Source organism: Flavobacterium sp. (genome assembly GCF_031537875.1).
Taxonomy (GTDB): Bacteria; Bacteroidota; Bacteroidia; order Flavobacteriales; family Flavobacteriaceae; genus Flavobacterium.
Genome location: NZ_JAVKNB010000009.1, coordinates 103,837 through 129,902, shown reverse-complemented (window position 1 = coordinate 129,902; position 26,066 = coordinate 103,837). Strand labels below are relative to the sequence as shown.

At 35.3% G+C, this 26,066-nt stretch carries 29 protein-coding genes; 24 read left to right on the top strand and 5 right to left on the bottom strand.

Annotated features, from left to right (window positions below):
- Positions 1 to 363 precede the first annotated feature (363 nt).
- The 14 genes from RMR09_RS04435 to RMR09_RS04370 all read left to right on the top strand — a co-directional run bounded on the left by RMR09_RS04435 (position 364) and on the right by RMR09_RS04370 (position 13,474).
- A complete protein-coding gene (locus RMR09_RS04435; protein ID WP_310594603.1) occupies positions 364 to 1,764 on the top strand; it encodes an anthranilate synthase component I family protein in 1,401 nt (466 codons plus the stop codon).
- Positions 1,765 to 1,774: 10 nt separating this feature from the next.
- On the top strand, positions 1,775 to 2,341 hold the full coding sequence (locus RMR09_RS04430) for an aminodeoxychorismate/anthranilate synthase component II (protein WP_310594602.1): 567 nt from the start codon (positions 1,775 to 1,777) through the stop codon (positions 2,339 to 2,341).
- A gap of 154 nt (positions 2,342 to 2,495) precedes the next feature.
- The gene (trpD, locus tag RMR09_RS04425) at positions 2,496 to 3,488 is read left to right on the top strand and encodes an anthranilate phosphoribosyltransferase (RefSeq protein WP_310594601.1); all 993 of its coding nucleotides are present in this window, start codon (positions 2,496 to 2,498) and stop codon (positions 3,486 to 3,488) included.
- 89 nt (positions 3,489 to 3,577) lie between these two features.
- On the top strand, positions 3,578 to 4,360 hold the full coding sequence (gene trpC / locus RMR09_RS04420) for an indole-3-glycerol phosphate synthase TrpC (RefSeq protein WP_310594600.1): 783 nt from the start codon (positions 3,578 to 3,580) through the stop codon (positions 4,358 to 4,360).
- A 136-nt stretch (positions 4,361 to 4,496) separates the two neighbouring features.
- Complete coding sequence (locus RMR09_RS04415; protein ID WP_310594599.1) at positions 4,497 to 5,099, top strand: phosphoribosylanthranilate isomerase; 603 nt, start codon at positions 4,497 to 4,499, stop codon at positions 5,097 to 5,099.
- Between the two features lie 12 nt (positions 5,100 to 5,111).
- Positions 5,112 to 6,293 (top strand): tryptophan synthase subunit beta, encoded by a 1,182-nt coding sequence (trpB, locus tag RMR09_RS04410; RefSeq protein ID WP_310594598.1) that lies wholly within the window; start codon positions 5,112 to 5,114, stop codon positions 6,291 to 6,293.
- Positions 6,294 to 6,391: 98 nt separating this feature from the next.
- Positions 6,392 to 6,760 carry a four helix bundle protein gene (locus tag RMR09_RS04405; RefSeq protein ID WP_310594597.1) on the top strand — a complete coding sequence of 123 codons (369 nt, stop codon included), beginning with the start codon at positions 6,392 to 6,394 and terminating at the stop codon, positions 6,758 to 6,760.
- 53 nt (positions 6,761 to 6,813) lie between these two features.
- Positions 6,814 to 7,575, top strand: coding sequence for a tryptophan synthase subunit alpha (trpA, locus tag RMR09_RS04400; protein WP_310594596.1), 762 nt, complete (start codon positions 6,814 to 6,816; stop codon positions 7,573 to 7,575).
- Positions 7,576 to 7,659: 84 nt separating this feature from the next.
- Complete coding sequence (locus RMR09_RS04395; RefSeq protein ID WP_310594595.1) at positions 7,660 to 8,265, top strand: peptidylprolyl isomerase; 606 nt, start codon at positions 7,660 to 7,662, stop codon at positions 8,263 to 8,265.
- Between the two features lie 4 nt (positions 8,266 to 8,269).
- A complete protein-coding gene (locus tag RMR09_RS04390) occupies positions 8,270 to 8,719 on the top strand; it encodes a GNAT family N-acetyltransferase (RefSeq protein WP_310594594.1) in 450 nt (149 codons plus the stop codon).
- A gap of 139 nt (positions 8,720 to 8,858) precedes the next feature.
- Positions 8,859 to 9,485, top strand: coding sequence for a TetR/AcrR family transcriptional regulator (locus RMR09_RS04385; RefSeq protein ID WP_409070956.1), 627 nt, complete (start codon positions 8,859 to 8,861; stop codon positions 9,483 to 9,485).
- Complete coding sequence (locus tag RMR09_RS04380) at positions 9,475 to 10,803, top strand: TolC family protein (protein WP_310594592.1); 1,329 nt, start codon at positions 9,475 to 9,477, stop codon at positions 10,801 to 10,803. Before RMR09_RS04385 ends, RMR09_RS04380 begins: the two co-directional genes overlap by 11 nt.
- Before the next feature lie 12 nt (positions 10,804 to 10,815).
- Positions 10,816 to 11,895 (top strand): HlyD family secretion protein, encoded by a 1,080-nt coding sequence (locus RMR09_RS04375; protein WP_310594591.1) that lies wholly within the window; start codon positions 10,816 to 10,818, stop codon positions 11,893 to 11,895.
- A 1-nt stretch (position 11,896) separates the two neighbouring features.
- Complete coding sequence (locus RMR09_RS04370; RefSeq protein ID WP_310594590.1) at positions 11,897 to 13,474, top strand: DHA2 family efflux MFS transporter permease subunit; 1,578 nt, start codon at positions 11,897 to 11,899, stop codon at positions 13,472 to 13,474.
- Between the two features lie 80 nt (positions 13,475 to 13,554).
- On the opposite strand, the gene yaaA is transcribed toward RMR09_RS04370, so the two are convergent.
- Entirely contained in the window at positions 13,555 to 14,313 is a 759-nt protein-coding gene (yaaA, locus tag RMR09_RS04365) for a peroxide stress protein YaaA (protein ID WP_310594589.1), read from the bottom strand.
- Positions 14,314 to 14,437: 124 nt separating this feature from the next.
- On the opposite strand from yaaA, the gene RMR09_RS04360 reads away from it, so the two are divergent.
- The 6 genes from RMR09_RS04360 (at position 14,438) to RMR09_RS04335 (ending at position 17,402) form a co-directional block, all read left to right on the top strand.
- On the top strand, positions 14,438 to 14,812 hold the full coding sequence (locus RMR09_RS04360) for a DUF1801 domain-containing protein (RefSeq protein WP_310594588.1): 375 nt from the start codon (positions 14,438 to 14,440) through the stop codon (positions 14,810 to 14,812).
- Between the two features lie 214 nt (positions 14,813 to 15,026).
- Positions 15,027 to 15,272, top strand: a complete 246-nt coding sequence (locus RMR09_RS04355) for an AbrB/MazE/SpoVT family DNA-binding domain-containing protein (RefSeq protein ID WP_310594587.1) — start codon at positions 15,027 to 15,029, stop codon at positions 15,270 to 15,272.
- A complete protein-coding gene (locus RMR09_RS04350; RefSeq protein ID WP_310594586.1) occupies positions 15,263 to 15,586 on the top strand; it encodes a type II toxin-antitoxin system PemK/MazF family toxin in 324 nt (107 codons plus the stop codon). The genes RMR09_RS04355 and RMR09_RS04350 overlap by 10 nt, the downstream gene beginning before the upstream one ends.
- A 326-nt stretch (positions 15,587 to 15,912) precedes the next feature.
- On the top strand, positions 15,913 to 16,263 hold the full coding sequence (locus tag RMR09_RS04345) for a type II toxin-antitoxin system RelE/ParE family toxin (protein ID WP_310594585.1): 351 nt from the start codon (positions 15,913 to 15,915) through the stop codon (positions 16,261 to 16,263).
- A complete protein-coding gene (locus RMR09_RS04340) occupies positions 16,250 to 16,549 on the top strand; it encodes a helix-turn-helix transcriptional regulator (protein ID WP_310594584.1) in 300 nt (99 codons plus the stop codon). The genes RMR09_RS04345 and RMR09_RS04340 overlap by 14 nt, the downstream gene beginning before the upstream one ends.
- Before the next feature lie 394 nt (positions 16,550 to 16,943).
- A complete protein-coding gene (locus RMR09_RS04335; protein WP_310594583.1) occupies positions 16,944 to 17,402 on the top strand; it encodes a hypothetical protein in 459 nt (152 codons plus the stop codon).
- A gap of 229 nt (positions 17,403 to 17,631) precedes the next feature.
- Here the strand turns inward: RMR09_RS04335 and RMR09_RS04330 are convergent, their stop codons facing one another.
- Together RMR09_RS04330 and RMR09_RS04325 are read right to left on the bottom strand one after the other, a co-directional pair.
- Positions 17,632 to 18,669, bottom strand: coding sequence for an RluA family pseudouridine synthase (locus RMR09_RS04330; protein ID WP_310594582.1), 1,038 nt, complete (start codon positions 18,667 to 18,669; stop codon positions 17,632 to 17,634).
- Positions 18,659 to 19,279, bottom strand: coding sequence for a PASTA domain-containing protein (locus tag RMR09_RS04325; RefSeq protein WP_310594581.1), 621 nt, complete (start codon positions 19,277 to 19,279; stop codon positions 18,659 to 18,661). The genes RMR09_RS04330 and RMR09_RS04325 overlap by 11 nt, the downstream gene beginning before the upstream one ends.
- 230 nt (positions 19,280 to 19,509) lie before the next feature.
- Between RMR09_RS04325 and RMR09_RS04320 the strand changes: the two genes are divergently transcribed.
- From RMR09_RS04320 to RMR09_RS04310, 3 genes are read left to right on the top strand one after another with little or no spacing between them, the layout of a single operon-like run.
- The gene (locus RMR09_RS04320) at positions 19,510 to 20,481 is read left to right on the top strand and encodes a D-alanine--D-alanine ligase (RefSeq protein WP_310594580.1); all 972 of its coding nucleotides are present in this window, start codon (positions 19,510 to 19,512) and stop codon (positions 20,479 to 20,481) included.
- 10 nt (positions 20,482 to 20,491) lie between these two features.
- Positions 20,492 to 20,950: a pantetheine-phosphate adenylyltransferase gene (gene coaD / locus RMR09_RS04315; protein ID WP_310594579.1), complete on the top strand. Its 459-nt coding sequence runs from the start codon at positions 20,492 to 20,494 to the stop codon at positions 20,948 to 20,950.
- 59 nt (positions 20,951 to 21,009) lie between these two features.
- Positions 21,010 to 21,588 carry a PhnA domain-containing protein gene (locus RMR09_RS04310; RefSeq protein ID WP_310594578.1) on the top strand — a complete coding sequence of 193 codons (579 nt, stop codon included), beginning with the start codon at positions 21,010 to 21,012 and terminating at the stop codon, positions 21,586 to 21,588.
- Positions 21,589 to 21,725: 137 nt separating this feature from the next.
- Here RMR09_RS04310 and RMR09_RS04305 read toward each other — a convergent pair whose 3' ends face one another.
- Positions 21,726 to 23,069 (bottom strand): DEAD/DEAH box helicase, encoded by a 1,344-nt coding sequence (locus tag RMR09_RS04305; RefSeq protein ID WP_310594577.1) that lies wholly within the window; start codon positions 23,067 to 23,069, stop codon positions 21,726 to 21,728.
- A gap of 113 nt (positions 23,070 to 23,182) precedes the next feature.
- Between RMR09_RS04305 and RMR09_RS04300 the strand changes: the two genes are divergently transcribed.
- Entirely contained in the window at positions 23,183 to 24,913 is a 1,731-nt protein-coding gene (locus tag RMR09_RS04300; protein ID WP_310594576.1) for a M14 family metallopeptidase, read from the top strand.
- 553 nt (positions 24,914 to 25,466) lie between these two features.
- On the opposite strand, the gene RMR09_RS04295 is transcribed toward RMR09_RS04300, so the two are convergent.
- On the bottom strand, positions 25,467 to 26,063 hold the full coding sequence (locus RMR09_RS04295; protein ID WP_310594575.1) for an NUDIX domain-containing protein: 597 nt from the start codon (positions 26,061 to 26,063) through the stop codon (positions 25,467 to 25,469).
- Positions 26,064 to 26,066 lie beyond the last annotated feature (3 nt).

The window sequence follows — 26,066 nt, the reverse complement described above, 5'->3', positions numbered from 1 at the left end:
TTAAAAACGATTCTCGATACATTTTTTGTTCCATTTCATTACACAAAAAACACTCGAAGTGACGTTTTTAATTATTAGTTCAAACAAGTCAGCAGCCCAAACTTAATTTAACAAAAAAGCGAGAAAAATAAATTTTTTTTCGCTTTTTTATATTGGGATAATGGAATAACCTTTATATATTTGTCAACACATAAACAGAATATGAAAACGAATACAAACAATACTTGGTGGTGGAACAATTTACGTCAGTCGTCGTGAACAAAGCTCCTATAGTATAACTATCAATATAAAAGGCTTGTCATGACGACAAGCCTTTTTTCATATCTGCTTTATGCTTTTGATAACATTTTAAAAATGAATAGTTTGAAATCTTTTATTTTAAATACCCAATACAAACAAATCCTAGCCGACACGATTACGCCGGTAAGTGTTTATTTGAAAATACGCGATAAATTCCCGAATAGCTTGCTTTTGGAAAGTAGTGATTACCACGGAAACGACAATAGTTTTTCGTACATCTGTTGCAATCCAATTGCGTCTATCAAAATTGAAAACGAAACTATTTTCAAAAGTTATCCTGACGGAAGTACTGAGAAAATCGCTATCGATTCGTCAACCAATATTCCTGCGGTAATTCAGGAGTTTTCAGGACAATTTGAATCGGAAAAGAATGATTTCAAATTCATTAATAATGGCTTATTTGGTTACATTTCGTATGATGCGGTGCGTTACTTTGAAAAAGTAAGCATTGCTAAAAAAGAAAACAGCAACACCATTCCTGATGTGTATTATGCGGTCTACCAAAACATCATTGCCATCAACCATTTCAAAAACGAGGCCTACATTTTCTGCCATAGTTTGGATGGAAAAAATAACATTGCCGAAATCGAACAATTACTACAATCCAGAAATATTGCTTCGTATTCATTTTCGAAAGACGGCGAAGGTTTTTCTAATTTAACCGACGATGAATTCAAGCACAATGTAGCTTTGGCTAAAAAACATTGTTACCGAGGTGACGTGTTCCAATTGGTTTTATCTAGACGTTTTACACAAGGATTCAAAGGAGACGAATTCAATGTGTATCGTGCGTTGCGAAGCATCAACCCTTCTCCATACCTCTTTTTCTTTGACTATGGCGACTTTAAAATATTTGGTTCTTCACCCGAAGCCCAAATAATTGTAAAAGACCGAAAAGCAGAGATTCATCCGATTGCGGGAACCTTCAAAAGAACAGGTGATGATGAAAAAGATGCGGTTTTAGCCAAACAATTATCCGAAGACAAAAAAGAAAATAGCGAACACGTGATGTTAGTCGATTTGGCTCGAAATGATTTAAGCCGAAACGGTCACGATGTCAACGTAGAAAAATACCGAGAAGTACAATTCTTCTCGCATGTGATTCACTTAGTGTCCAAAGTTACGGGGCATCTTCATGATACAGCTTCGACGATGCAAGTAGTAGCCGATACTTTTCCTGCGGGAACCTTGAGTGGTGCGCCAAAACATCGCGCCATGCAACTGATTGAAGATTACGAAAAAACCAATCGTAACTTTTATGGTGGTGCTATTGGATTTATGGATTTCAAAGGCAATTTCAATCACGCGATTATGATTCGTACTTTCTTAAGTAAAAACCACCAATTGCATTGTCAAGCTGGTGCTGGAATCGTAGCCGATTCAGATGAAGAAAGCGAAATGCAAGAAGTGTACAACAAATTAAGAGCCTTGAATACGGCTTTGGATTTGGCAGAAACAATTTAATACAAACAGAATGAAAAAGATACTAGTCATAGACAATTACGATAGTTTTACTTATAATCTAGTGCACTATTTAGAAGACCTAGATTGCGATGTAACCGTCTATAGAAACGATGAATTTGAACTGGATGAAATTGCTCATTTTGACAAAATTTTATTATCACCAGGACCTGGGATTCCTGATGAAGCGGGTTTGTTAAAACAAGTAATTCAGCAATACGGACCTACTAAAAGTATTTTTGGCGTATGCTTGGGACAACAAGCTATTGGCGAAGTATACGGCGGAACGCTTTCGAATTTAGATAAAGTCTATCATGGTGTAGCTACGAACGTTACCAAAGCAGTCAATGACGAATTGTTATTTGAAGGATTGGAGAACGAATTTGAAGTGGGACGTTACCACTCTTGGGTGGTAGATGCGAACTTACCGGATAGTTTGGAAGCGACTTCTTTTGACAAAAACGGCCAAGTGATGTCGCTAAGACACAAGACTTACGATGTTCGAGGAGTTCAATTTCATCCAGAAAGCGTCTTAACGCCTAACGGAAAAAAAATGTTAGAAAATTGGGTGAAAAGTTAGATAATTAGATCGTTAGACGATTAGATTTTTAGTTTAAACAAATTGCTCAAACATAGCTAACGGTTTCAACCTTAATGATTAAAATTGGAATTGAATAGAACAAAGAAAAATCTTTGTGCCTTAGCGCCCTAGCGGCAGAAGAAAATAAATAAAAATGAAAAACATACTCAATAGATTAATCAATCACGAAATGCTCTCGAAAGAAGAGGCAAAAAACGTCTTGGTAAACATCTCGAATGGTGAATACAATACGAGCCAAATTGCCTCTTTTTTGACCGTATATATGATGCGAAGTATTAGCATCGAAGAATTAGCGGGTTTCCGTGAGGCTTTATTGGATTTGTGTATTCGTGTCGATTTATCAGGCTATAATACCATCGATTTGTGTGGAACGGGTGGCGATGGAAAAGACACGTTTAACATTTCGACTTTAGCTTCTTTTGTAGCTGCTGGAGCGGGAATCAAAGTGGCCAAACACGGAAATTATGGCGTTTCGTCTATTTCGGGATCGAGTAATGTGATGGAAAAAATGGGAATTAAATTCAGTAATGATTCCGATTTCTTAGAAAAATGTATGGAAAAAGCAGGTATCTGTATTTTGCATGCACCGCTATTCCACCCTGCTATGAAAAATGTGGGGCCAATTCGAAAAGAATTGGGCGTGAAAACCTTCTTCAATATGTTGGGTCCTATGGTAAATCCAGCCTTTCCTCAAAATCAATTAGTGGGCGTTTTTAATTTGGAATTGGCTCGAATGTATGCGTATTTGTATCAAAACACCGATAGAAATTTCACGATTTTACATTCGCTTGACGGCTATGATGAAGTATCCTTAACCTGTCCAACGAAATGCATTACCAATACGAAAGAGGTGATGCTGACTCCAGACGATTTTGGTGTTCGCCTTTTGTCTCAAACCGAAATTGAAGGGGGTAAAACCATTGAAGAATCGGCACAATTATTTACTGATATCATTTCAGGAAAAGGAACCGAAGCTCAAAATAATGTGGTCTGTGCCAATGCAGCGATGGCTATTGCTACGGTAACACAATGCAGTCCGTTAGAAGGATTTGAATTAGCGAAAGAGAGTTTATTCTCTGGAAAAGGATTACAATCGTTACAGGTTTTACAAGAACTGAGTAAATAAACACAGATTGCACCAATTGACACAGAACAAAATATAAAGTAAACATAATTTTTAAACTTTGCGCCTTTGCGCCTTAGCGGCAAAAAACAATGAACATACTCGATAAAATCATACTAGACAAACGAAGAGAAGTAGTACTCAAAAAATCGATTATTCCAGTTTCACAATTGGAGGCGTCAGTATTTTTTGACAAACAAACTATTTCGTTGAGCCATAATTTACGCAATAGTAACTCGGGAATCATTGCCGAACACAAACGTCGTTCGCCATCCAAAGCCGAAATTAATTACGGCTTTACGGTGGAAGAAGTGGTCAAAGGCTATGAAACTGCGGGGGCTTGTGGTATTTCTGTTTTAACTGACGGGAAATATTTTGGTGGTTCTTTGGACGATTTGTTATTGGCGAGAGCTTCAGTAAACATCCCGTTATTGCGAAAAGAATTCATTGTTGACGAATACCAAATTCTAGAAGCTAAAGCCCACGGAGCTGATTTAATTCTGCTAATTGCTGCGGTGTTGAGCCGGGAAGAAATCAAAAGTTTGTCTGAATTTGCACATCGTTTAGGATTGGAAGTCCTTTTGGAAGTCCACAATCAAGAAGAATTAGAAAAATCGATTATGCCAAGTTTGGATATGATAGGAGTGAATAACCGAAATTTAAAAACCTTTGAAGTGAGTTTGGATTTCAGTAAAGAATTGGCTGCTCAAATTCCGAACGAATTTGTAAAAGTATCCGAAAGCGGTATTTCGTCTATTGAAGCGATAACCGAATTAAAACCTTTTGGTTACCAAGGGTTTTTAATTGGAGAAAACTTTATGAAAACGAATAATGCCGGGCAAGCGGCTAAAGAATTTATATCTCAATTAAAATAAATGAACACAGATTACATAGATTTTTTAATTTAATAATGCTATAAAATCAAAAATGTTACAGAACACCTCAAATACAAATTCATTATCAACTCCCTCTCCTTTGGAGAGGGCTGGGGTGAGGCTAAAAATCTGCGGCATGAAATACCCTGACAATATACTCGAAGTAGGATCACTCCTACCCGATTATATGGGCTTTATATTCTGGAAAAAGTCGGCGCGCTATTTTGACGGAACAATGCCTACTTTACCTCAAAGCATCAAAAAAACTGGGGTATTTGTCAACGCAAGTCAAGAAGAAATTGGATCAAAAGTAACCCAATACGATTTACAAGCAGTTCAATTACACGGACAAGAATCGGTGGCTTTTTGCAAAGAGTTAAAAGAATATTTCGGAAATGCAATTGAAATCATCAAAGTATTTTCAGTAGATTCAGCATTTGATTTTGACCAACTAAAACCTTTTGAAACGGTTTGTGATTATTTCCTTTTTGACACCAAAGGGAAATTGCCAGGAGGCAACGGAACAACTTTCGATTGGAAAGTACTCGAAAACTATTCGTCAAAAAAGCCCTTCTTTTTGAGTGGAGGCATTGGAGTAGACGAAATCGATTTGGTCAACGAAATACTAAAAACCGATTTACCCCTATTTGCTGTTGATCTAAATAGTAAATTTGAAATCGAACCTGGATTAAAAAACACAAAACTACTTAGTAGTTTTAAACAAAAAATAAACTTTTAAAAAGTACATACAATGAGCTACAACGTCAACGAAAAAGGCTATTACGGAGAATTCGGAGGAGCATACATTCCGGAAATGTTATACCCTAATGTAGAAGAATTGCGCCAAAATTATTTAAAAATAACAGCTGAACCGGAGTTTCAAGCTGAGTTTGACGCTTTGTTGCGGGATTATGTAGGACGACCAACACCTCTTTACTTTGCGGCTCGTTTGTCTGAAAAATACAATACTAAAATCTACCTCAAAAGAGAAGATTTATGCCATACTGGAGCACACAAAGTCAATAATACTATTGGGCAAATTTTATTAGCCAAACGATTGGGTAAAAAGAGAATCATTGCCGAAACAGGTGCCGGTCAACACGGAGTAGCCACAGCAACTGTTTGTGCTTTAATGGGACTGGAATGTATTGTCTACATGGGCGAAATTGACATCAAACGTCAGGCACCAAATGTAGCTCGTATGAAAATGTTGGGAGCCGAAGTGCGTCCTGCATTGTCAGGCTCAAGAACACTAAAAGATGCTACCAACGAAGCGATTCGCGATTGGATTAACAATCCAGTTGATACGTATTACATCATTGGATCTGTGGTAGGACCCCATCCTTATCCTGATATGGTAGCGCGTTTCCAGTCGGTAATTTCGAAAGAAATTAAAAGCCAATTATTAGAAAAAGAAGGTAAAGAAAATCCAGATTATGTAATTGCCTGCGTAGGCGGTGGAAGTAATGCTGCTGGAGCCTATTACCACTTTTTAGACGAAAAAAACGTGAATATTATCGCTGTGGAAGCGGCTGGTTTAGGAGTGCATTCAGGTGAAAGTGCTGCTACCTCTGCTTTAGGGAAAATTGGCGTAATTCACGGAAGCAAAACCTTGTTGATGCAAACTCCTGACGGGCAAATTACTGAACCCTACTCTATTTCTGCAGGATTGGATTATCCGGGTGTGGGGCCAATGCACGCGCATTTGTTTGCATCAGGAAGAGCACAATTCATTTCTATCACTGACGAGCAAGCTATGAATTGGGGATTGGAATTATCAAAATTAGAAGGTATTATTCCTGCTATTGAAAGCGCGCATGCTTTTGCCGTTTTAGACGAAATGAAATTCAAACCTAATGATGTGGTTGTGATTAATCTTTCGGGACGTGGCGACAAAGATTTGAATACTTATATTGATTATTTTAAATTGTAAGAATTTACGATATACGAGGTACGATATACGAAGTACGATATTGAATATATGATATAAAATATAACTCCTTAATTTGACATTTAAAGCCCCCAAATCTTATGAAAGTAATAATGCTAAGACGAACTAAAAAGTTTGCTATTGATTGTTGGATTCTTTGTAGTAAATTACCTAAAACTAGAGAATACAATGCTTACGTAAACCAACTTATTCATTGTTCAAGTTCAGTTGGTGCCAATTATAGAGCAGTACAAAGAGCTAAATCTGCCCCAGATTTTATAAATAAATTAAAAATTGTTGAAGAAGAAGCTGATGAAAGTCATTTTTTTCTTGAACTCATTCAAGATATTACAATGAAAGAACAAATTGGATTGAATTCGGAAATTGAATTCCTTTTAAAAGAAGCCAATGAAATTACAGCTATCGTTGTATCATCATTAAAAACAGCTAGAATTAATAATTCAAAATAACAAAATATACTATACGAACAATCGTAAATCGTATATCGTAAATCGTAAATACAATGAACAGAATCAATCAAAAATTACAAGAAACTAAAAAAATACTATCGATTTATTTTTCAGCGGGATATCCTAGCTTGAATGATACGGTACAAATCATTCAGGATTTAGAAAAAAGTGGTGTGGATATGATCGAAATTGGTTTGCCATTTAGCGATCCTTTGGCAGACGGTCCAACCATTCAAGCGAGTTCTACACAAGCCTTACATAATGGAATGACAACTCAAGTGTTGTTTGACCAATTGAAAGACATTCGTAAAACGGTGTCCATTCCTTTAGTGATTATGGGATATTTTAACCCAATGTTACAATATGGTGTGGAAGAATTCTGTAAGAAATGTGCCGAAATTGGTATCGATGGTTTAATTATTCCTGACTTACCTGTAGATGTCTATGCAGAGCAATACAAAGCCACTTTTGAAAAATACGGACTCATTAACGTGTTTTTAATTACACCACAAACGTCTGACGAACGCATCCGTTTTATTGATAGCGTATCTGATGGATTTATTTACATGGTAAGTTCAGCTAGTGTAACGGGATCACAATCGGGTTTTGGAAACACACAAGAAAGTTATTTCAAGCGTATTGCCGAAATGAATTTGAAAAACCCTCAAATCATTGGATTTGGAATCAACAATGCCGAAACTTTTAATCAAGCGACTCAATTTGCCAAAGGTGCCATTATCGGTAGTGCATTTATTACACATTTAACGGAAAATGGCACAGGAAAAATTGAAGAGTTTGTGAAAGCGATACGCTAATAAATTCATATTAATTTTATAAAGATCCTATTGAATTTCAATAGGATTTTTTTTTATATTTATTCATTAAAAAATATTCTTAATATGAAAAATATATTATTCTTAATAATCGTTCTTATATCATTCCAATCATACACACAAACAATAACAGATCAGTTATCTAAAATAATTACGTTAGAAGATGCTAAAAAATTTGCAACAGAAAATCCTAATTTTGAAACTGAGCTTATAGAAATACAACCTGAAATCGATTCAACCTCTTTTGCTAGAAATTTTACAGAATATAAAGTTGGCGACATTTTATCAGATAACGAATACTTTTATAAAATACTTTTCGAAACAAAAGTTAAATCTTTTAGGGTAAGTTATATATTTCTTGATGCTAATAAAATTTCGATTAAAGAAATTGAAAAAATAAGAACTAAAATTTTGCAAGATTATAGAAAAGGAGTCCCTTTTGTAACATTAGCTAATAAATATAAAATGGACAACAGTAAAGATGGAGATTTAGGATGGTTTTCTGAAGGCATGATGGTTCCTGATTTCGAAATAGCTATAAAAAATCATAATCAAAATGATATTTTTAAAGTTAATGTACCTACCGAAAAATGGTATTATGTCGTTTTAAAAACATATAAGGATAAACAAATAAAAAACTTAAGTGTACTTAAAATAAAAAATATAAAATAACCCAATGACATTTCAAAGAACGACATCTGACGATAGTAATTTTATACATTTAGTAGCTTTACTTGACGAAGATTTAGCTATTAGAGATGGTGAAGATCATGCTTTTTATGCCCAGTTTGATACTTTGGATCATATCAAAAATAGTATCGTTTGCTACCATGGTGATCTTGCTGTTGGCTGTGGCGCATTTAAGCCTTACAATTCAACTACCGCTGAAATAAAACGGATGTTTGTGCATCCTGATTTTCGAGGACAAGGCATTGCAACTGCAATACTGAACGAATTAGAACGTTGGGCAACTGAACTACAATATACCAATTGTATTCTCGAAACAGGAACTAACAACCCCAATGCTATTCAATTATACAAAAAGACAGGTTATTCCGTTATCCCTAATTACGATCAATACGAAAATGTGACTACTAGTATTTGTTTAGGCAAAACAATCGTATAATTCATTTTTTAATCTTCCAGTCACCAAAAGCTGAAAAACTTACACACTTAATCGTTTGTTAAAATGATGTTAAATACAAATTAAACAGTTGTTTAATTAAACAGTTGTTTAATTTTGTTTCGGTAAAAAAATAGTGGCTTTGAAAAGCAATTTCAACGACAAACAAATTCAGATTTTAAAAGTTGCCGAAACCTTATTTGCAGAAAAAGGTTTTGATGGCACCTCTATCCGTGATATTTCGAAGGTAGCCAAAATCAACATTGCCATGATTTCGTACTATTTTGGTTCCAAAGAACGACTTTTAGAATCGCTGTTGCTTTACAGCACCTCGGATTTAAAATCGCAATTGGACCAGTTAATTCACGAAGAATTGGAACCAATTGAAAAAATCAACAAGTTAATTGAATTGTACATCAATAGAATTAATAACAACAAAGGGATTTACCGCATTTTACATTTTGAATTCTCTTCTGAAAAAAGAGAAAAAAGTTTAGCCGCTTTTTCAGAACTTAAAAAAGAAAATTTAAAAACCCTGGAAACTATTGTTCAAGAAGGACAGCAAAAAGGAATATTTAGAAAAGACGTAATTGTTCCCTTGCTCACTCCTACCATTCTGGGTACTTTTTTTCATTTTCAAATGAATAAATCATTTTTTAAAGAAATAGTACAATTGAACACAGAGGAGGCCTATGAAAATTACATTAAAACACATTTAACACAACACATTCAACAAACCATAAAAGCGTTACTCATATATGAAAATTAATCGATTCCTGCTCTTTGGACTATCCGTATTAGGGATAACTGCAATAGACGCACAAGAAAAAAGAAGTTTAACACTCGACGAAGCCGTTCATTTAGCTTGGGACAAAAGCAATGAAGTGGGATTGGCGAATGCCAAAGTAAGCTCTAAAAAATACGAGTTACAATCCGTAAAGAACAATCAATATCCTGATTTTAAAATTTCGGGGCAGTACCAACGATTGGCTAATGCTTCTATCAATTTAAAATCAAATCAAAATAATTCTTCTGCTGCTGCTCTTCCAGTAGTAGATCAATTAATGATTGGTCAAGCTAATGCAACACTTCCTGTTTTTGCAGGTTTTAAAATGCAAAATAATATTCAAATGCATGAAAACCTGTATGAAGCCGAAACTGCTACCGCCTCTCATACCAAAGAAGAAGTAGCTATGAAAGTGATTAATTATTATGCTAGTTTATACAAAGCACAAAAAACGGTTGCACTTTTGAAAGAAAATCAAAAACGAGCAGAACAACGCGCGTATGATTTTGGTGAACTAGAAAAAAATGAAATCATAGCTCGAAATGATTTATTGAAAGCACAATTGCAAGTATCTAAAATCAAATTGTCTATTGATGAAGCTACCAATAATGAAAACATCATCAACTTTCAATTAATTACTTTATTGAAACTCCCTGTGGGAACCCAACTAGAAATTCGTGAAAGTGATTTTGCTAATTTTAAAATGGATAATATTCCAACCAATGAGCAACCTGCTTTGGAAAACAGAAAGGATTTACAAGCCATTCAATTGCAAGGAAAAGCAAGCAAATCGAATATTAAAATGGCAAAAGCAGCCTACTATCCTTCTATCAACCTCATCGGTGGATATATTGCATTGGATTTAAAAAATGTAGTGACCGTTCAAAATGCAATGAATTATGGTTTGGGAGTATCCTATGATTTGAGTTCTATTTTTAAAAATGGTACTGCTGTGAAATTGGCCGAAAGTAAAGCCACTGAAATTCAAAACTCAGAAGCCATGCTAACGGATTACATCAAAATTGAAGTTCAAAAAGCAATCGAAGAATACCACTTAGCGATCCAACAAAACGAAGTGTATGGACAAGCTGTGGCACAATCTTCAGAAAACTACCGAATCATCAAAGATAAATACGATAATGGCTTAGCCGATACCAATGATTTATTAGAGGCCGATGTGGAACAACTAAGCGCCAATATCAATAAAACATTAGCTAAAGCCAATATCATCCAAAAATACTATGCCTTACTTAACGTAACTGGCCAATTAACCAATACTTTCACTATTTCAAAACTATAATCGACACCTGACATGGAAAAGAAAAATACCAATAAAAAGTTCATCACTATATTTTTAGCATTAATCATTGTAGGTGGTTCTTACGGAACATACAAATACATGCATGCACAATCTCACGAGCTAACAGATGATGCGCAAATTGAGAAAAAAATGAATCCAATTATCCCAAGAGTTTCTGGATATGTGGATAAAGTATATGTAAAAGACAACGACTTTGTAAAAAAAGGAGATACGCTATTTACTATTGATCAACGAGATTTTAAAATCAAAATTGAAGAAGCTAATGCTGCTTTAGTAGCTGCCGAAGGTAGTTTTGAAGTATCCAAAGCCGATATTAGTGGTGCAGTAGCAAGTATTGCAGTTTCTGATGCTAACGTACAATCAGCAAGTGGCAATATCGAAGCGGCAAAAATTCGTTTAGGTCGTCTAACTAGTGATTACAATAGATACAACAATTTGTACAAAAATCATTCGATTACTAAACAACAATACGAACAAGCTTTGGCTGCTAAACAAGAAGCAGAAACGCAAGTACGTATCTTGCAACAGCAACAAAAAGCAAGTAGTTTCCAAAAATCAGTGATTGAGGCCAAATCAAAAGTATCTAACAAACAAACTGAAGTTGCTGCGGCTAACATCAAAAGAGCGCAAGCACAACTTGAAGCAGCTAAATTAAATTTGTCGTATACTGTAATCACTGCAGCTATTGACGGACAAGTTTCTAAAGTTGATATTCAACCAGGGCAATTGGTACAAGCAGGACAATCGTTGTTCCAAATTATCAATAACGCTTCGGCCTGGGTAATTGCTAATTTCAAAGAAACACAATTGAACAAAATGGTCGAAGGACAAAAAGTAACTATCAAAGTAGATGCATATCCTGACTATGAATTTCAAGGAACGATTACTTCTTTTTCTCCTGCAACAGGAGCGCGTTTTTCATTGCTTCCTCCAGATAATGCGACTGGAAACTTTGTAAAAACCATCCAACGTTTGCCTGTGAAAATTAGTTTAGACGAAACTAATGATTCTAAAAAAATAAAATTATTACGTCCGGGAATGAATGCGGATGTTGACGTACATTTAAAATAAAATGGTGCAAGCTGACGATTTAGTAGAATACGGTTATAGACGAGTAATTATCACAATTACAGCGGTACTTTGTGCTTTGCTTGAAATTGTAGATACCACTATTGTCAATGTGGCGCTGACCAACATGAGAGGAAGTCTTGGTGCTACCTTAAATGATGTAGCCTGGGTAATTACTGCTTATGCCATTGCGAATGTAATTGTGATTCCGATGACGAGTTGGCTTTCGCAACAATTCGGAAGACGAAATTATTTTGTGGTATCCATTGTCATTTTTACTACTGCTTCTTTTTTATGTGGGAACGCAAGTAATATATGGGAATTGATCATTTACCGATTCATTCAAGGTTTAGGAGGTGGTGCGCTATTGGTAACTGCTCAAACGATTATTACCGAAAGTTATCCTGCTGCTAAACGCGGTATGGCACAAGCCATCTACGGAATGGGAGTTATTGTTGGCCCTACCTTGGGACCACCATTAGGAGGTTATATCGTTGATAATTTTTCTTGGCCTTATATTTTTTACATCAATATTCCCATTGGAATTGTGGCTGCTATTTTAGCCTTCACTTTCGTGAGAAGTCCAAAATACGGTGAAAAATTAAAAGCACATCAAGTGGACTGGTGGGGAATTTTATTCCTTATGAGTTTCATTGGTTCGCTACAATACGTTTTGGAACACGGCCAACAAGACGACTGGTTTAACGATACTACTATTTTAGTTTTGAGTATTGTATCCGTTGTGGGATTGTTATCCTTTGTGTGGCGAGAACTCACTTACGAACACCCCATTGTCAACTTAAGTGTTTTGAAAGATGGAAATCTCCGAATAGGAGTTGTGATGTGTTTCATCCTCGGATTTGGTTTGTACGGTTCGACCCTAATTATTCCTATTTACACCCAAGCCATTTTAGGTTGGACAGCTACCGATGCCGGTTTACTTCTGATTCCTGGATCAATTACCACTGCAATTATGATGCCTATGATTGGTAAAATGATTCAAAAAGGAGTGCCACAAGGCTATATGGTAGGCGTTGGTTTCTTAATATTCTTTTTCTTCACCTTCATGATGTATAGTCGCATGACGCCTGATACGGGAGTAGAACATTTGTTCTGGCCTTTAATCTTGAGAGGAATTGGTTTAGGATTACTATTTGTACCCATTACTACCCTATCGCTTTCTACTTTGAAAGGAAGAAGCATTGGCGAAGGAGCGGCATTTACAGGGATGATGCGCCAGTTGGGAGGATCTTTTGGTATTGCGATTATTACGACTTACATCACCCGATTCAGTCAAGAACACCGAGTGAGTTTATTGGCGAATATCGACCCAACAAAAACTAATGTGCAACAACGTATTGCTATGCTTCAAAGAGGATTTATGTCGAAAGGATATAGTAGCAATGAAGCCTTGAAAAAAGCCTATCAAATACTCGACTATTCAGTTATGAAACAAAGTACCGTTATGGCGTATATGGATGTTTTTATGTATCTCGGAATCCTGTTCCTTTGCTGCATCCCGATTATTTTATTAATCAAAAAAGGGAAAAATAAAATCGATCCTGCCGAAGCGATGCATTAAAATTTTTGATTTCAGAGTGACGACTTTTGATTTTAGATAGTAAATCAAAAGTCGTCACTCTGCTTCATAAATCTTAGAACTTATCTCGTAAATACCAGATTATTTCCTTTCGATAAATTAGCGTCAAACTGATAGCCTTCATAATTGAAACCTTTTAGGTCGTCGATAGTTTCAGCATTGGTATCAATAATGTAACGCACCATCATACCCCTAGCCTTTTTAGCAAAGAAACTTATCATCTTCAATTTGCCGTCTTTGTAGTCTTTAAAGTCGGGCGTTATGACAGGCACTTTTAGCGCTTTAGTATCGACAGCCGAAAAATATTCATTGCTTGCCAAGTTCACAAACAACTCCCCTTTTTTTAGTTCTTTGTTTAAAGAATTGGTTACTGTAGTTTTCCAAAAATCATAGAGGTTTTTGCTTTCGCCAATAGGCAATTTAGTTCCCATTTCCAATCGGTAGGCTTGCATCAAATCCAAAGGTTTTAAAACACCATACAAACCTGATAAAATGCGCAAACGCTCTTGCAATACATCCAACTTTTCCATCGGAATTGAATAGGCATCTAAACCCGTGTACACATCACCATCAAAAGCATACACCGCAGGGCGCGCATTAGAGCTATTAAAAGGCGTTTTCCATGCTTTATTGCGTTGCCAATTCAAGTCGGCCAATTTATCCGAAATCGACATTAATTGCGATAATTCAGCAGGTGATTGCTGTTTTAAAACCACTTGCACTTTTTTGGACTCTTTTAATAAAGCAGGCTGAGTGAATTGAGCCGTTGGCAATTCTTTGTCAAAGTTCAACGACTTAGCTGGGGAAATCACTATTTTCATGATAAATGAGGTTTACTGTGCTGATTGAATTGGATTCAAAAGTACAAATTGAAATACCGAAAATCAAACTTTGTTTTAGTCCAACTCAAAACTTTTATTATTTTTGATATTCAATAATTCTGTTATGGCAAAAACAAAACCCAACGACATCGAAGGAGTCAACCAATACATTGCAAACTTACCAATGGAACAACAAATCGCTTTAGAGCGTGTGCGCCAAATCATCAAAACTACCGTTCCCGAAGCACAAGAATACTTGAGTTATAAAATGCCTGCTTACCATTTTCATGGTATGATTGGTGGTTTTGCTGCCTTTAAAAACCATTGCAGCTTTTTTCCTTGGGATTCTAAAACCATCGACGTTTTCAAAGACGAATTAACTGGTTTTAAAACCTCTGCAGGTACCATACAATTCACTACAGACAAACCACTTCCAGAAGAATTACTCCAAAAAATACTACGCTATCGTGTGGCGGGTAATTTAGAAAAGGAGAAATAGTTTTTTTGCCACGGATTGCACAGATACTTCGTATTGGATCCGCTAGAATCAGTAACATCCGTTTAAAATCAGTGTGCCAATTGTTTAATTGTTCAATTAACGAATCGGTACATTTTCAAATTGAGTATTTGTTACATTAAAAAAATTGGTAAAAAACTTCAAATTTCAATTAAAATGTAGTTACTTTGTAATAACTTTTTAAGTATTCAAAATTATGGAAACGGCAATAATCAAAATTGGAAACTCCAAAGGGTTGCGATTAAGCAAAACTATTTTGGAAAAATACAACATCAAAGACAAAGTAGAAATTATACTTGAAATGGGGCAAATCGTTCTTAAACCTATTGAAACTCCAAGAAAAAACTGGGACGTTTCATTTGAGAAAATGCATCAAGAAGGAGATGATACCTTATTGCTTACTGATGTTTTTGACGACGAAGATTTTGAAGAATGGAAATAGTACAATATGCAATAGTTCTCGTAAATCTAGACCCAACATTGGGCAGTGAAATTCAAAAAACCAGACCTTGTGTGGTTGTTTCACCCAATGAGATGAACAAACACTTAAATACCATTATCATTGCTCCAATGACCTCTAGTTTGAAAGAATACCCAACCCGAGTAGCAGTGAATCATAATAGTAAAAAAGGAATGATTGCACTTGACCAAATTAGAACCGTGGATAAAAAAAGAATACTAAAAGTCTTGGGTAAATTGAATAAATCAGAAATTCAATCTACTAAAGAAGTTCTTAAAGAAATGTTAGTAGATTAATTTGCTTATTGTTCTTAGCTATCCTACTGCACTTTTGCAGGTATAATAAATTTTAGCCACGGATTGCACAGATACTACGGATTTGATCCTTGTGCCAATTGCCACATTGATTCATTTTCAAATTTTCAAATTAAACAATTTTCAAATTGAGTATTTTTTTAATTAAAATAAATTCTTACATTTGAAAAGCCCCTGTAACTACCATTTGACCCCAAATCGAATCTCCCTTACAGATTGCCTTTTTATTTTTATTTATAAAATTAGATCAATACAGAATTAATTTGACTAATAAGTTTCACTAAAGAGCAACTTGTTGTATATTTGCAATGAATAAACATCCTAAAATCCGAACTGTAGTATTTTACAAAGACTACTTTAGAACTTTTTTTAGTTTACAACGAGAGAAAGTTCAAAAGAAAATTATTTGGACTTTAGAACTTATTCAAGAATTGGATAAAGTGCCTGAAACGTATTTAAAACATCTTGAAAATACTGATGGGCTTTATGAAATTAGAATACAACAAGGAAATGATATTTTTAGACTTTTTTGCTTTTTTGATAAAGGAAAGCTAATTGTTATAGCCAATGGTTTTCAAAAGAAAACACAAAAAACTCCTAAAAAAGAAATTGAAAAAGCATTAAAAATTAAAGCCGAATATGACAATGAAAAAGAATAAGCTACAAACACTTTCAGAATTCAAACACGAGTTCTACGGAAACGTAGGAACCGAAAAACGTATTGCTTTAGAAGAAGGTTATCAAGAATTCAAATTAGGGGCTTTAATTCACGAAGCCCGAATAGAAAAAGGCCTCACCCAAGAACAATTAGCCGAGAAATGCGGTACAACCAAATCCTATATCTCTAAAATTGAAAACAACATCAAAGAAGTTCGTTTCTCTACACTACAAAAAATTGTAGAATCAGGTTTGGGCGGAAAATTAGAATTGAATATTAAGTTGTAATTTTTTTTTTGCCACGGATTCCAAAGATTAAAAGGATTGAATCCTTGTACCAATTGCTACATTGATTCATTTTCAAATTTTCAAATTTTCAAATTAAACAATTTTCAAATTGAGTATTTGTTACATTAAAAAAATTGCTACATTTGAAAAACCCCTGTAACTACAATCGGCTGAAATTGGTTTCATTTACAGATTTTATGGAATTCAAATGCAAACACCTACAACTGTTTGGCAACAATCAACTTTGGTAGTTTTGATTTAAAATAATACAACTATAATTGAGTATATCCATCCAAAAAACAGTTAGCTTCTCTCATTAAAAGAGCAAAAAACTGAGCATATAAAGAAGTCACAAGCAATTATCGCTAAAATCTAAAAAAAAGACACAATCGAAATGAAAAAAATATTAATCTGTTTAGCTATACTAATTGGTTTAACTTCATTTAAGACTGTTGGAGTTAGAACTACTCATTTGACATGCAAATCTGAAACTGGAAGAACAGAATTTTACGCAGAAATTGAAGATATTGATAGCAAAATCAAAAAAGCCGAATTAATAATTGATGGAGAAAAAATTGAATTTGCAAATGAAGTTAATTCTAATATAATTTTTGATTCCAAAAACGGAGTTTTTACAATGTATCTTCAAAGTAAAAATCAATCAAAAAAAGACTTCATAAAATATAAATTTTTAAAATTTTGGGCAATTCCAAAATCTTTTAAAATAATTCAAGAAGAAAGTGATAAAGGAAAATATGAATTTAAAGCTAAGATATTTTCAACTGATCCAAGAAAAGGAAAAGATTCAACACCAGAAATAGAATTGAATTGTATATTTGAATATGAAATATAATAACTGCTTGTAACAGCGGTTTCAAGAAATGGCGAGGCTCGGGATTTATTTGGAAAGTAAAGGTTTTTAATTTAAAGTTTTATTTATATTTTTGATGGCTTGATCTTGGTTCATCGCCACTTCATGAAGTCGCGATACGTTACCAATAATTTTTATCCGCGCGCGAAATTCAATTCGACGAAGTCAATTCACGTATTAATAAACAAAAAGCCCCAAATCGGGGCTTTTTCTATTCTTCTTCCGCAGTATGCGATTTAGAGTAATTTCTCCATCGTTCCAAACAATCCTTGAAGTCGTCTGGCAATTCGGTATCAAAACGCATCATTTCGCCAGTATTAGGGTGAATAAAGCCCAAGGTTTTGGCGTGTAACGCTTGTCTTGGCAACGCCTTGAAACAGTTGTCTATAAATTGTTTGTATTTGGTAAACGTAGTGCCTTTCAAAATCAAATGACCGCCGTAGCGTTCGTCATTAAACAGTGGGTGTCCAATGTGTTTCATGTGGGCTCTAATCTGGTGCGTACGTCCTGTTTCCAGTTGGCACGAAATTAAGGTCACATACCCAAAACGTTCCAAAACTTTGTAATGCGTAATCGCAGGTTTCCCAATTTCTGGGTCATCAAAAACCGCCATTTGCATGCGGTCTTTCAGGTGTCGTGCTAAATTACCCTCAATAGTTCCGGCATCATTGGCGACATTTCCCCAAACCAAAGCCATGTATTCTCTTTCGGTCGTTTTGGCTTCAAACTGTTTGGCTAAATGCGTCATAGCTGCTTCGGTTTTGGCAATAACCAATAAGCCCGAAGTATCTTTATCTATACGATGCACCAATCCTGGGCGTTCGCTGCTGTTCATGGGTAAATTCTCAAAATGAAACGCCAAAGCATTCACTAAAGTTCCGGTGTAATTCCCATGACCAGGATGCACGACTAACCCAGGCTCTTTGTTGACCAACAACAACGCCTCATCTTCATACACAATATTCAACGGAATATTCTCAGGCAATACATGATTTTCAAAAGGTGGATGCGACAACATCACCTTAATCACGTCAAACGGCTTCACTTTGTAGTTGGATTTTACAATTTCGTCATTGACAAAAATGTTGCCGCTATTCGCCGCATTCTGAATTTTATTGCGGGTTGCATTGGGAATCAATCCCATCAGGTATTTATCAATACGCAGGAACGCTTGCCCTTTTGGGACTTCAAACTTAAAATGCTCAAATAATTCGTCTTCTAAGTCGAAGGATTCAGTATTATTGCTCATTTACAGGTGCGTCTATGGTTGGCGTAGCGGAACTATCTTTTTGAGTTTGCTCTTCGTAACTCATTTTTCCATCTCCTAAAACTAAGTCAATTTTAGACGATTTCAACACACGTTCACCTGGTTTTAAATTACGCCCTTTGTAACGCATGGCTAATACCATATCTTTTCCCATGTTAGGCTCATACGTAATCGTTCCTTCTTCTAAACCAATGGCTTTTAAAGTTGGTACTGCCTCACGGTAGGTTTTATCAATCAAATCAGGCAATTTCACTGAAGAATAACCCGATGCGTTAATTTTGATGTATACTTTTCTGCCTACTTTTACTTTTGTTCCCGGCAACGGATCTTGTTCTACTACTGTAAATTTTGGATAATCCCCTCTAAAATCAACACTATCCAAGAGTACGTAATCCAAATCCAACTCGTCCAACTTGTCTTCCACTTGCTCTTCAGTCAATTTACTCAAATTCGGCACTGCAATTTCATGTCCGTGATCGGTAGTAAAAGTCAACCAATGCATAAACAAATAACCTAAAACCGCAATAATAGCAATAGCAGCCAAAATCTGACCCACAAACACCCGACTAGTTAGATACTTACGTAAACTCATAAATTTATTTTTAGTAGGACACAAAGATAAACCTATTTCGTTTCAAAAAAAATGATAATTTTGTTTAATAGTTGGTTGGAGCCATTTCCCGCTATCCGCTATATCTTTTTTTTTAAGGCTTCCAGCCTTTCAAAGGCTGGAAGCCTTAAAAAAAAAGGATGTCGCTTTTATCGGGGCTAGAGTAAACGTTCAACAGCTATTGAAATTAAAAAAGACTAAAACCATTTTAAATGAAAAACATTGCCATCATCATGGGCGGCTATTCTAGCGAATATAAAATTTCACTAATTAGCGGAAACGTCGTATACCAATTCTTAGACAAAACTAAATTCAACGGATTTAGAATCCATATTTTCAAAGAAAAATGGGTCTATGTAGATGCCAATGATGCCGAATTCCCTATCGATAAAAATGATTTTTCAGTAACCGTTGACGGAAAGAAAATCACTTTTGATTGCGTTTTCAATGCCATTCACGGTACACCCGGCGAAGACGGATTAATGCAAGCCTATTTCGAATTACTAAACATACCACAAACGGCTTGCGATTATTACCAAGCCGCTTTGACCTTCAACAAACGCGATTTACTTTCGGTTTTAAAACCCTATGGTATCAAAACAGCGACTTCGTATTATTTGAACAAAGGCGATCTAATCGATACCGAAGCCATTGTAGCCAAAGTAGGTTTGCCTTGTTTTGTAAAGCCTAACAAAGCTGGTTCTAGTTTTGGAATTTCCAAAGTAAAAACCGCTGCCGAATTGCCAATTGCCATTGAAGTAGCCTACAAAGAAGATAACGAAATCATCATCGAGAGTTTCTTAGATGGTACCGAAGTTTCGGTGGGAGTGATCAATTACAAAGGTAAAATTACCGTGTTACCAATCACTGAAATTGTGTCTGAAAATGATTTCTTTGACTACGAAGCGAAGTATTTAGGCAAATCGCAAGAAATTACTCCGGCTAGAATTTCAGACGAAATGACTCAAAAAGTGGGAGAAATTGCCAAACGTGCCTACAAAGCATTAAAAATGAAAGGATTCTCTCGTTCGGAATTCATCATTGTGGATGGCGAGCCACACATGCTGGAAATGAATACCATTCCCGGTTTAACCACGGAAAGTTTACTTCCACAACAAGCGAAAGAAGCTGGAATTTCATTAGAAGATTTGTTTTCTAATGCAATTGAATTGGCTTTAGCCTAAACCTTACACCATGAGAAAAGCCATATTTCCAGGTTCCTTTGACCCAATTACTTTAGGTCATCAAGACATCATCAACAGAGCCTTGCCTTTGTTTGACGAAATTGTGATTGCTATTGGTATCAACGCAGATAAAAAATACATGTTTTCTTTGGAAGAACGAAAACGATTCATCGAAGAAACCTTCAAAAATGAACCTAAAATTTCGGTAATCACCTACGAAGGTTTAACTATTGATTTGTGTCATAAAATCAATGCTAACTTCATTTTACGTGGTTTGCGAAACCCTGCCGATTTCGAATTTGAAAAAGCTATTGCGCACACCAACAGACGTTTGTCTAAGATTGAAACGGTCTTTTTATTAACGGCTGCCAAAACTTCGTACATCAGTTCGAGTATTGTACGCGATGTGATTCGCAATCATGGCGAATACGAACTATTAGTTCCTGAAGCCGTAAGAGTCAATAAGTAATAGCACCAAAATTTGCGAAAAGCGCTATTTAGCCTTACTTTCGCCAAAAAAAATCAACAATGAGTTTAGATAGAGAATTAAACAAACGCAGTGGAGGTCAATGTGAATTGTGCGCCGCTACTGAAAACCTAAAAGTATATACCGTTTTACCTACTCAAAAAGGGGGAATTGACGAAAGCGTTTTTGCTTGTGCTACTTGTATTGACCAAATTGAAAATCCGGAAAATGTAGATTTGAACCACTGGCGTTGTTTGAACGATAGTATGTGGAGCGAACAAACAGCGGTTCAAGTAGTGGCTTGGAGAATGTTAAGCCGAATGCGTGCTGCGGGTTGGCCACAAGAATTATTAGATATGATGTACCTTGATGAAGATACTTTAGCCTGGGCGCAAGCCACTGGCGAAGGAGAAGACGACGAAAACAAAATCATTCATCGCGATAGCAATGGTGTCATTTTGGAACACGGCGATTCTGTAGTGCTAATCAAAGACTTGAAAGTAAAAGGATCAAGTATGGTAGCTAAACAAGGAACTGCGGTGCGTAACATCCGTTTGGATCATGAAAATGCCGAATACATTGAAGGAAAAGTTGATGGGCAACAAATTGTAATCATCACGCAATACGTGAAGAAAATATAATTTTCAGTTACAACTAAAATAAAAAAACGTCTTGAGGAATCAAGACGTTTTTTTTACTACTTCATAAATCGTACTTCGTAATATCGTAAATCGTATATCTTACATCGTATATCCAATATCGTAAATCGTACATTGAATTATTCTTCTTTCTTAATCACTTTTCGCGCCACTTCAATTTTAAACTTCTTCCCTTTCATTTTTTCGTCTCTTACATTATGAAGTAAGTCTTTTACTTTATTGAATTTCACTGCTGCAAACGAAATGAAATCTTTGACCTCAATCAATCCTAAATCGCCTTTTTCTAATTTCCCTTTTTGAGAAAAGAAACCCACAATATCAATCTTATTCAGTTTGTTTTTCTTTCCGCCACTGATATAAATCGTTTGAAATTCAGGAGGTTTAGGTAAAGTTGTTGCCGAATCTACTTTCAACACATCCATACCGTAATCTAAATAATCAAGTTTTTTCTCCGATTCGTGCGCTACTATATAGGCCATTCCCGAAGCTTGCATACGAGCGGTACGCCCATTGCGATGTGTAAATTCGTCTTCTTTTAAAGGCAAGTGATAATGAATCACGTGTTTCATTTCGGGAATATCCAATCCACGTGCCGCTAAATCAGTCGTAATTAAATAGCTCACACTTCCATTTCTAAATTGAATCAAAGCACGTTCACGTTCGTCTTGATCCATTCCACCGTGATAATAAGTGGCATAGATTCCTTTAGTATTTAAAGTGTCGCTAATACGTTCTGCCGCATCACGATGATTACAAAAAATAATAGCCGCTTGCGATTTCAACGAACAAATCAACTGAAACAAGGTGTTAATTTTATCTTTCTCTTTAGAAACCACCATTTTCATGCTCAAATTCGTCTCCTCTTGTGTCTCAGGAATAAAATCCAAAACAGTAGGATTAACCACACGAGTGTATTTTGGAATCTCAATATCTGAAGTCGCCGACACTAAAACGCGTTTGTTCAGTTTGGTTAGTTTGCCAATGATAAACGACATCTGTTCGTGAAAACCTAATTGTAAGGATTTATCGAATTCATCTAAAATCAAAGTTTGGATTTTATCCACTCGAAAAGTGCCTCGATCAATATGATCCGCGATTCGACCTGGAGTTCCAATCAAAACAGACGGTGGATTACTTAAGTTTTTGATTTCAGTATCTATAGAGTGACCACCGTAACAGGTATTTACTTTGTAATCGGTTCCCATTTTTTTCCAAACCTGTTCGATTTGCAATCCCAACTCACGAGAAGGAACTAAAATTAAACATTGAACTGAAAGTATTTCGGGTTGTAATAATTCAAAAATAGGCAATAAAAAAGCCAATGTTTTTCCAGAACCTGTTGGCGAAAGCAATAAAACATTGTTATCGTTTAGAATGGCATCTTGAGCTACTTCTTGCATTTCATTTAGACTTTCAATGCCTAAATTCAAAAGAATATTGTTGGAATGGTGTTTTGTATTCATGGCGCAAAGATAGTGCTTTGCTTTGCGAATAAGAAAACCCAAGTCTTTATTTGATTGTTTTTCGTTGCTAATTGTAAAAAAGCTACATTTGATATTTATAAAAACTACCAAAAATGAGATTTTTAACGACGCTTTTATTCTTGTATTCCTTGACTATTTTGGCACAAAACAATACTAAATACGACACCTATTTCGAAAAAGGAAACGGCAATCAATCGGCTACTTATCAAGAAACTATTGCTTATTACCAGCTACTCGCACACGATTTTAAGACCATTAATATTCAAGAAATGGGACTGACAGATAGTGGCGAACCGTTGCATATCGTGACGTTTAACGCAGATGCCACTTTTGATTTTGAGACTATTCAAAAAAACAAAGCGGTATTCTTAATCAATAATGGCATTCATGCAGGAGAACCTGATGGTATTGACGCTTCGATGCAGTTCTTTAGAGATTTGGCTTTAGGCAAATTAAAAGCACCTAAAAACACTGTAATCGTCTGTATTCCTGTTTATAATATTGGTGGTGCCTTAAACCGAAATAGTTCGACAAGAGCCAATCAAAATGGTCCAGAAGAGTATGGATTTAGAGGTAATGCTCGTAATTATGATTTGAATCGAGATTTCATTAAATCGGACACCCGAAATACAAAAAGTTTTGTGGAAATTTTTCACAAGATCAATCCCGATGTTTTTATTGACAACCACGTGAGTAATGGTTCTGATTACCAATACAAACTAACTTACATCATGACTGAACCAACTAAATTAGGGGCTGTATTAGGTTCGTATTTAAGAAACGAAATGATGCCCAGCCTGGTAAAAGATTTACAAAAGAAAAAAATTGAAAGCACACCTTATGTAAACACCTTTCATGAAACCCCGGACCAAGGATTTGCACAGTTTTTTGATAGTCCACGCTATACAACAGGTTACACTTCGCTGTTCAACACGATTGGATTTGTACTCGAAACGCACATGCTAAAAAAATATGCCGACAGGGTAAAAGTAACGTATGAATTCATGAAATCTACTTTAGAATTCACCGATACTAATTATTCCAAAATCAAGCAAGTTAGAAAGGACAACGAAGTACAATTTCAACCCAACAAAAACTACACTTTGCAATGGGAAGTGGACAATAGTGCAAAAGAACCTTTCTCTTTTTTAGGCTATGAAGCAGGTTACAAAAAAAGTGAGGCCACTACGGGTCAACGTTTGTTTTATGACCGAACTCATCCGTTCAAAAAAGAAGTGCCGTTCTTTCCACAATACAAATCCATAAAAGAAGTAACCATTCCTAAAGCGTATGTCATTCCGCGTGGTTTTTGGCATGTAATCGAACTCTTAAAAAGCAATGGAGTTGCCTGTCAAACTATTCAAAAAGATACTCTGATTGAAGTAGAAAGCTACCGAATTGCAGATTTCAAAACTGCAACTTCGGCTTACGAAGGACATTACAATCACCGCAATACAGTGGTGCAATCAAAAACTGAAAAACTAGCTTTTACCAAAGGGGATTACATTATTCCAACACAACAAAAAAGCATCAAATACATTTTAGAAACCCTAGAACCCGAAGCTATTGATTCATTTTTTAATTGGAATTTTTTCGATGCTATTTTACAACAAAAAGAAGGTTATTCGGATTATGTTTTTGAAGATACCGCAGCGCAATTGTTGAAAGATAATCCTCAACTAAAAAGGGATTTGGAAACAAAAAAACAAAAGGAATCGGAGTTTCTAAACAATCCTAAAGCGCAATTGGATTGGATTTACAAACAGTCCGTGTACTATGAAAAGGCGCATTTACAATATCCTGTATATCGAATTAATAAATAATATCAAATCACGTTAACTATTTACTGAAGCGTTATCGTTATTTTTATAAATTCCCCACTTGAATAAATTAAAACCAATAAAGGAACCAAAAGTGAACCAAAAAAAATAATCAATAATTTTAGTTGGAATCCAACTATCAAATAACAAATCGTTTAATATGTCAGAGACAAGCCCTATTACAAAAAGAGATGTCAGAGCATTATTACAAAATTTGATTTTGGTAAATTTCATTATTTAGTTTTTTTCTTAAGAGTAAATTTCATTATTTCTGATAACAAATAAAAAATAATAGTTAAACATCCTAATGCTAAAAATGGAATTATATTTTTAATATAATCATCAAAAAATCTAAGTGAAATTAGAATTAATATCCCTAATATGGCAGACACATTGGATAAACGATTCCAAAACACTAATCTTTTCATAATATTTTTATTTTAATAAACACCACTGCGGAAGTATCTTGACTTTGAGCTAACCTAAAATCAAATATAATAAAAATTATGTTATATTTAGATTCCGAAATAAATTCGGAATGACAAATTTTGTAGATTTAGAGAACCTCTTCTTCAAATAATAATTTGATATTTTCATAGGAATTTTTCAAGGCTTCTTTGATTTGCAATGGACTCAGCCAAGCTACTTTCTCAATTCCTTCCTCGGCTTGACCCACCAATGTGCCATCGTAATCCGAAGTCATTTCAAACCAATGCGTAATTTTAAGTCGGTACTTACCATTGCGTTTGAATACGTGATAGGTCTTTTGAAGTTTTTTAGTCACTTTTAATTTGCCCACACCCGTTTCTTCTTCCACTTCGCGCATGGCGGTGTCTTCAATCTCTTCGCCTTTATTCGTTCCGCCTTTAGGTAAATCCCATTTCCCATTTCTAAAAATAAAAAGCACCTCCCCTTTTTTATTGTAAACCAAGCCACCACCAGCTTTATTTACAGGGATTTTCTCTTTCAAAGTCTTCAAAATTTCTTTTTCATCAGGATGATAGAGATAGGCTTTTTGAATTTTATTTTGGAAAATTTTTACAATAAGCTGTTCGATGTCAATACTTTCTAACAAAAACAATTGAAAATCGGTCTCCTTAGAGATATGATTTGTCAAAAAAAGTGGTTTGTCGTTCACAAAAACTTTATACATTTG